Genomic DNA, 6,501 nt, shown 5'->3' on the forward strand with positions numbered 1-6,501 from the left:
CATCCCTAACTGCGGTCCTTTCCACGTTCTGGTCGTGGCTGCCCCCAGTTCGCCACCCGGGCGAGTTCCTCGATCAGTTGTCCGCAGATCTCCGCCTTGAGATCGACCTCGACCAGCGGCAGCAGGTCGAGCAGAGAGACGGGTGTTTCTGCCAGTTAGGCGAGGCGCGATCGGGTGTCTGCGGCTGTGGCGGGGCTCGACCGCGGTTACCGATCCAACGCGATCCAGTAGCGTCTCACTGGACCGTGCTCGGCATCTCGGATGCCTTCGAGTACGCCGCCGTTGCGTTCGATGGTGCCGGCCGAGGCGACGTTGTCCGCGAGGCAAGGGATGAGGACGCGGTCCAGGCCCAAGGCGGTGCGGGCCTCTTCGAGCATCTCGCCCAGCGCCCAGCTGGCCAGACCGCGGCGGCGCGCGGACGGGCGCACTCCGTAACCGATGTGGCCGATGTCGTCGTCGAAGATGTGCCGCAGGGCGATCCCGCCGAGTACCTGGCCGTTCTCGACGATCCACCGACACGTGGCGTGGCTTTCGGCCGGGCAGGGAGTTCCCGGCGGGTGAGCCAGTCGGTTTCGCTGGTGCACCCAGGCGGCGAAGCCGTCGGGTGATTCCACGTCATCGTCGGGCCATATGCCGAAGCCGTCCTCGTGCAGCCCCGGCCCCCATTCGTGGTGGCAGTCCAGGAAGGCGGTGTGCAGGCGGGTGGTCGGCAGGATCAGCTCGGGCATTCGGCGACGGTATTTCAGGTCCGACGGCCAGACGAGCCGCTCATCCGCAACATCAACAACGCTCAGAGGTCCATCCCGCTCCGTCGGAGAGCTAACCCGTTAGGGGAGTACGAGTGCGCGCCGCAAGGCCGCTCGCGGCAACATCGGCACCCTCAAACCAGCGGACTCCGACAAGTAGGCGCGGTGACCTGCGCGATCCTCGGACGTCAGCATGTGATCTGCACCACTATCACCTTTCGACTCCGCAAGCGCCGGCACGCCATCGACGTCGAACACGACGGCCACCTGCACAAACAGGCGAAGCGCGGCGGAGGGCCGGGGTGAAGAACACCCCGGCCCCGGTGGTTCAGCGGCGCCAACTCCAGGAGAAGCTGACGTCGTACGTGCCGTCGTGGTCCTGGAAGCGGAACACGCCTCCCGGTAGCGCGTCGTCGATGCTGTTCAGGGTGATGGTCGAGGTGCCGGCCTGCAGGAACGTGTCGTCCTGGAACGAGTTGACGATCCAGGTGATCAGCTCGCCGGCGAAGTAGCCGGCGAGCGCGCCCAGCGCCTGCGCGATGAGCTGGCTGCGCAGGATCGGCTCGAGGACCTGGCCGACCTTTTCCGCGATCTTCTGCTGTACGACGCCGCGGACCTGTTGCCAGACCGTGTTCAGGATGTTGGCGAAGCCGCCCGCGTCGACCTCCGTCAGGAGGACCGTCGCCGTGTAGACGGCGGGATAGGTCAACGGCAGGTCGAAGTTACCGAAAACGTGGCCTTGGTTGTAGAAAGTCCAGATGGTCCCGTCGTCGAAACCCTGTGGGATCTCGTACGCCGTCTTCTGGATCGTCTCGCCCGCCGGCGTCACCACGAAGCCGCCAAAGGCGATCTCGTCGGAGCCCCACTCGCCGACGCCGCTGCCGGTCTCGTCGATGCAGGTCACGCGGTTGATCATGAACTTGACGCCGGTCTTCGGGCGGACCGGTGGCGGGGTGGGGTCGCACTCGCCGGTCAGCTCGCAGTCCGGGGTCGGATCCGGGCAGTCGCGGCAGACCGCGTCCGACGCGCCGCCGCCGCCCGCGACCGCACGGCGGGCCATCGCGTCCTGGTAGCCGGCCTTGAGCGCCGAGCCGAAGCGCTGGGCGTCCACCGGCAACGGGCTTTCCGCGTACGCGCGAGCGAACCCGGCGTAGTCGGCGGGCCGGGTCTTCCCATAACGCCCGAAGTTGCTGTCCGGCTTCGCCAGCGCGGACTTCGCGCCGTTCGCGTATGCCTGCCGGCGCTGTGCCGGCATGTCCCGGAACCCGGCCGCGAGCTTGGCCTCGATGCTGCCGGCCGGCCAGGCGCGGTTCGGCTCCGCGGCGGCGACGGCGAACGAGTAGCGCATCGCGTCGGTCGCGTCGGCGTAGATCGACCGGGCCATCGCGGTGATCTCGTTCGGTGTGATCGAGGACGCCGGTGCGGCCTGGACGACGCCGGCGCCGAGGCCGAGGGTCAGGGCGACGGTGAACAGGACGGCGATGGCGCGGTTGAACCAGGCCCGCCGTCGTGGTGGTGAGTGGTGTGTCGACATGCGGACGATGCTCGGTGCCGCCCGCCGCCACCTGCATGGGTGCGCGGCACCCACATTTCTGCGCGACCCGGCGTCGACTTGTTGACAACCGGAACGGCCCGCCACCGCGCCTATGATCTCGGGAACCGTTTTACGACGAGGGGGGAAAATGGCAGTCAGGCGGCGGATTCTGGCCGAGCTGGCCACGGCGGCGCTGGTGGTCGCGGGTCCGATCACCGGTGTGGCAGCGGTCGCGCACACACCGTCCACGCTGGACAAGGCAGTGGTGGTGGCGGCGGAGCCGTTGAACCCGAAGGGCTGCGCCGGCTGCGGCAACGGCGAAGCGTGACGGATCCGACCCTGGCCGGCCGCCGACTGTCGTGAAACCGACCCGACTGACCTCGCCTGTCCTCATCGGACGGATCGGCGAGCTCGCGACGGTCGCCGCGGCGGCCGGCCAGGTTCGGCTCGGCGCTGGCCGGGCCGTGTTCGTCACCGGTGAGCCCGGCATCGGCAAGACGCGTCTGTTGCGGGAGAGCGGTCTGGCCGGCACCGGCATGGCGGTGCTGACCGGGCGGGCCACCGCCACCGGCGGCGCGATGCCGTTCCGGCCGCTGGTGGAGGCGCTCAACACCCGCCTGCGGGCCGGGCCACCGCCGACCGGTCCGGAGCTCGAGCCGTTCCGGCCCGCCCTGGGCCGCCTCTTCCCGGAGTGGCGGGCGGGTGCCAGCGAGTCCACATTGGTCATTGCCGAAGGGTTGCTGCGGCTGCTGGCGGCGCTGAGCCGGGAACAGACCCTCGCTCTGGTGCTCGAAGACCTGCACGACGCGGACCCCGAGACCCTCGACGTGCTCGGCTATCTCGTCGCGAACCTCGACGCCCTGCCCGTGCTGGTGCTGGCGTCGGTGCGCACGGGACCGTCGCCGGCGCTCGACCTCGCCTACCGGGCCGCGCGCGACCACGGTGTGCCCGTGGTGGAACTGGTCGCGCTCGACGACACGGAGGTCGCCGCGCTCGCGGCGCAGTGCCTGCGGGTCGACACCGGCGCCCTTCCCGACGGGTTGGCGCAGCGGCTGGCCCGCGACTCCGACGGCGTCCCGTACGTCGTCGAGGAACTGCTCGCCGGCATGGTGGCGGGCGGTGTGCTGCACCACGACGGGCTGCGCTGGCACGCGGACCGGGACCTGACCCTGCCCGTGCGGGTGACCGTGACGCGCACGGTCGCCGACCGCGCCGACCGGCTCGGACCGGACGCCCGCCGGCTGCTGGAGGCCGCGGCCGTGATCGGCGGCCGGTTCCCGCTGGCCGTGGTGCGGTCGATGCGGAACATGGCCGAGGACGAGGCCGACCGGCTGGTGCGCGCCGCGACGGCCGCGCACCTGCTGCGACCCGACCCCACCGGCGACGGCTGGCACACCTTCCGCCACGCGCTGACCGCCGACGCGCTGCGCGCCGAGTTGGCACCCGACGAGCACCGACGGTTGGCCGCCGTCGCGGCCCGCGCGCTCGCCACCTCGCACCCGGGGCTGCCCGGTGAGCTCTGCTCGCTCGCGGCGGAACTGCACCTCGCCGCCGGTGACCACGACGCGGCGGCCCGCCTGCTGGCCGAGGCCGGCACGCGCGCGCTGGACGAGGGTGCCGCGGCCTCGGCCGCCGGCCTGCTGGAGCGGGCCCACCTGTTGCTGCGCGACACCGTACCCGCGTCGATGGTTCTGGAGTCCTTGCTCGTCGCCCTCGAGGAGACCGGCGAGTTCGACCGCGCGCAGCGGCTGGTCGACGCGATGCTCGCCCGCGCCGACCTGCCCACGGCGCGGGCGATCGCCCTGCAGTCGCGGCTGGGCTGGAACGCCTTCCACGGTGGGCGGACCGCCGACGCCGAGAGCCGGGTCGCGGCGGTGCGCATGCTGCTCGGTCCCGACGCCGCCGCCGCGGAGTTGGCCGCCGCCGAGGTCGTCGACGCGCACGTGCTGAGCCTGCACGACGGCCGCGCCGAGGAGGCCGAGGAGGTCGCGCTGCGGGCGGCGACCGCGGCGGAACGGGTGCCGCTGCCGGAGGTGGTGTGCCGGGCGCGCCAACTGCTCGCGCTGCTCGCCCGGCGGCACGGGTTCGCGGCCGCCGACCGGCACCTGCTCGAGATCCTGCGGGTGGCCGACGAACACGGGTTGCCGTTGTGGCGGGTCCGGGCGGCGATCCGGCTGGCGTCCAACGAGATGATCCGCAGCGGGCGCAGCGAGGCGTTGCGCCAGGCGCGCGACGCGGCGTGGGCGATGGGCGCGGTGCACACCGGCTACGACGCGGACGCCAGCCTCGCGATGCACGACGTCTTCTTCGGCCGGTACGCCGAGGCGGTGCACTCCACACAGGAGTGTGCCGGTGCGCTGTCCCGGTTCGGGAAGGTCGTGGATCTCCAGTACGTCCTGGTGGTCCGGGCGGCGGCACACGGGCAGCGCGGGTCGCGGGCCGGCATGGAGGCGGCGCTCACCGAATACGACCGCAGGGGCGGCACCGGTTCGTTCTACACGCCGCTCGTACACGGCCTCTGCCGTGCGTTCTGTGCCCTGCTGGAGGAGGACCCCGCCGGCGCGCGGGCCGAGCTCGCGGCGGCCCGCGCCTTCGAGGACCATCACACGACGATCTACTACCAGTGGGGCCGGTACGGGCTGAGCCTGCTGCTGGACGCCCTGGCCGGCGCGGCCCCAGCGCCCGAAGCGGCACATCCGGCCGCCGAGCTGCGCTGGAACCGGCAGTTCGTGCACTTCGCCGAAGCCGTGCGCCGCGGTGCGGCCGATGACGCCGCCGGCGCCGGCGCCGCGCTGGCGGCGGCGCGCGAGGCGGCCGCGGTGTTTCCCACCGCGCACCGGCTCGGCCTGCGACTGGTCGCGGAGTCGGCGCTCGCGCACGGCTGGGGCGAGCCGGTCACCTGGCTGCGCGAGGCCGAACACCACTTCCAGGGTCTGGACGCGCCGCTGGTCGCGAGCGCCTGCCGGACGCTGATCCGGCGCGCCGGACAGCGCGCACCGCAGCGCCGCGCCGGTCACGACCGCCTGCCGACCGGGCTGCGCGACCTCGGCGTGACGGTGCGGGAGTACGAGGTGTTGCTGCTGCTCGCCGAGCGCCGGCCCAACAAGGAGATCGCCCGCCGGCTCTATCTGTCGCACCGGACGGTGGAGAAGCACGTCGCGAGCCTGCTGCGCAAGACCGGCCAACCGGACCGGACGACGCTCTGCGGGTACGCCACCGAGCTGCGGCCGGGATGAGGGCGGACGCCCACGCGTATCGTCGGCGGTGATGACTCCAGTCGAGGCCATGGGCCAAGCGGTCGCCGCTGTCGCTGCCGGACTCCGTCAGGACCGGGACGCGCTGTCCATCCTGCTGCGGATGACGCCGGACGAGGCCGTCGCGGTGGCGGGCGGGATGCTCGATCTTGTTCATCTGCTCGCGAAGATGGTCGCCGAACGCGAGAACGCCGACGCGGCGGCCGTGATCGCCGCGACGGCCGTCGGCCGGTCCGAGATGGTCCAGCGGATGGCGAGCTTCGCGATCGAGATCATCAACTCCGGCGGCGAGCTGCCCGCGACCGTGGACGCTGCCGAGATCATCGTCGGTCTGGGTGCGACCGCGGGTCGGCTCTCGGAGGTCGCCGCCGAGCAGGAAGGCGGGTCGTCCCTCGATGTCCTGGCCCGCATCGGGCTCGGTGTCGCCGAGATGGAGGCGTTCGAGCCGCCGGACTGACCGCGGCGCCGCGCCCCGAACGGAATTCGGTCGCTGATCAGCTAACGTGGGTCGATCGTGAACGCTCGTTCATCCAGATAGGGATCCGCTGTGGCCAAAGAGACCATCGTCAAGCTCGTCGACGACATCGACGGCAGCACCGCGAGCCAAACGGTGGAGTTCGCTCTCGACGGCGTCGCCTTCGAGATCGACCTGTCGGATGCGAACGCCGACAAGCTGCGGCGGGCCCTCGCCCCGTTCGTCGAGTCCGGCACGAAGCTGACGCCCGGCGGCGCCCGCCACAGCCGGACCGTCATCTCCGCCGAGGGTGCCAGCCTGCGGGAGGAGACCCGCGCCATCCGCGCCTGGGCCCAGAAATACGGCCCGCAGCTAGGGCTCGACACCGTGGGCGACCGCGGCGCCATCCCGCAGCGGGTACGCGAGGCCTACCTGACCCACGACGGCCGTGCGCCCCGTACGGCCCTGGCCTCACCATTCCTCGCACCCGGCGCCTAGGGACTGTCCTGCCGA

Annotated in this window: 6 protein-coding genes; 4 read left to right on the forward strand and 2 right to left on the reverse strand. The window is 72.0% G+C overall.

The window, feature by feature from the left end; genetic code table 11:
- Positions 1-206: 206 nt before the first annotated feature.
- Both Air01nite_RS14040 and Air01nite_RS14045 read right to left on the reverse strand, forming a co-directional pair.
- A complete protein-coding gene (locus Air01nite_RS14040; RefSeq protein ID WP_203702602.1) occupies positions 207-728 on the reverse strand; it encodes a GNAT family N-acetyltransferase in 522 nt (173 codons plus the stop codon).
- Between the two features lie 346 nt (positions 729-1,074).
- Entirely contained in the window at positions 1,075-2,280 is a 1,206-nt protein-coding gene (locus Air01nite_RS14045; RefSeq protein ID WP_203702603.1) for a hypothetical protein, read from the reverse strand.
- Positions 2,281-2,428: 148 nt separating this feature from the next.
- Here Air01nite_RS14045 and Air01nite_RS14050 point away from each other — a divergent pair, with 148 nt between their 5' ends.
- The 4 genes from Air01nite_RS14050 (at position 2,429) to Air01nite_RS14065 (ending at position 6,486) form a co-directional block, all read left to right on the forward strand.
- Complete coding sequence (locus Air01nite_RS14050) at positions 2,429-2,608, forward strand: hypothetical protein (protein WP_203702604.1); 180 nt, start codon at positions 2,429-2,431, stop codon at positions 2,606-2,608.
- Positions 2,609-2,639: 31 nt separating this feature from the next.
- Positions 2,640-5,516 (forward strand): AAA family ATPase, encoded by a 2,877-nt coding sequence (locus Air01nite_RS14055; RefSeq protein WP_203702605.1) that lies wholly within the window; start codon positions 2,640-2,642, stop codon positions 5,514-5,516.
- A gap of 31 nt (positions 5,517-5,547) precedes the next feature.
- On the forward strand, positions 5,548-5,991 hold the full coding sequence (locus tag Air01nite_RS14060) for a hypothetical protein (RefSeq protein WP_203702606.1): 444 nt from the start codon (positions 5,548-5,550) through the stop codon (positions 5,989-5,991).
- Between the two features lie 90 nt (positions 5,992-6,081).
- Complete coding sequence (locus Air01nite_RS14065) at positions 6,082-6,486, forward strand: histone-like nucleoid-structuring protein Lsr2 (protein WP_203702607.1); 405 nt, start codon at positions 6,082-6,084, stop codon at positions 6,484-6,486.
- Positions 6,487-6,501: the final 15 nt, after the last annotated feature.

The sequence above is a fragment of the Asanoa iriomotensis genome, assembly GCF_016862515.1.
Classification (GTDB): Bacteria; Actinomycetota; Actinomycetes; order Mycobacteriales; family Micromonosporaceae; genus Asanoa; species Asanoa iriomotensis.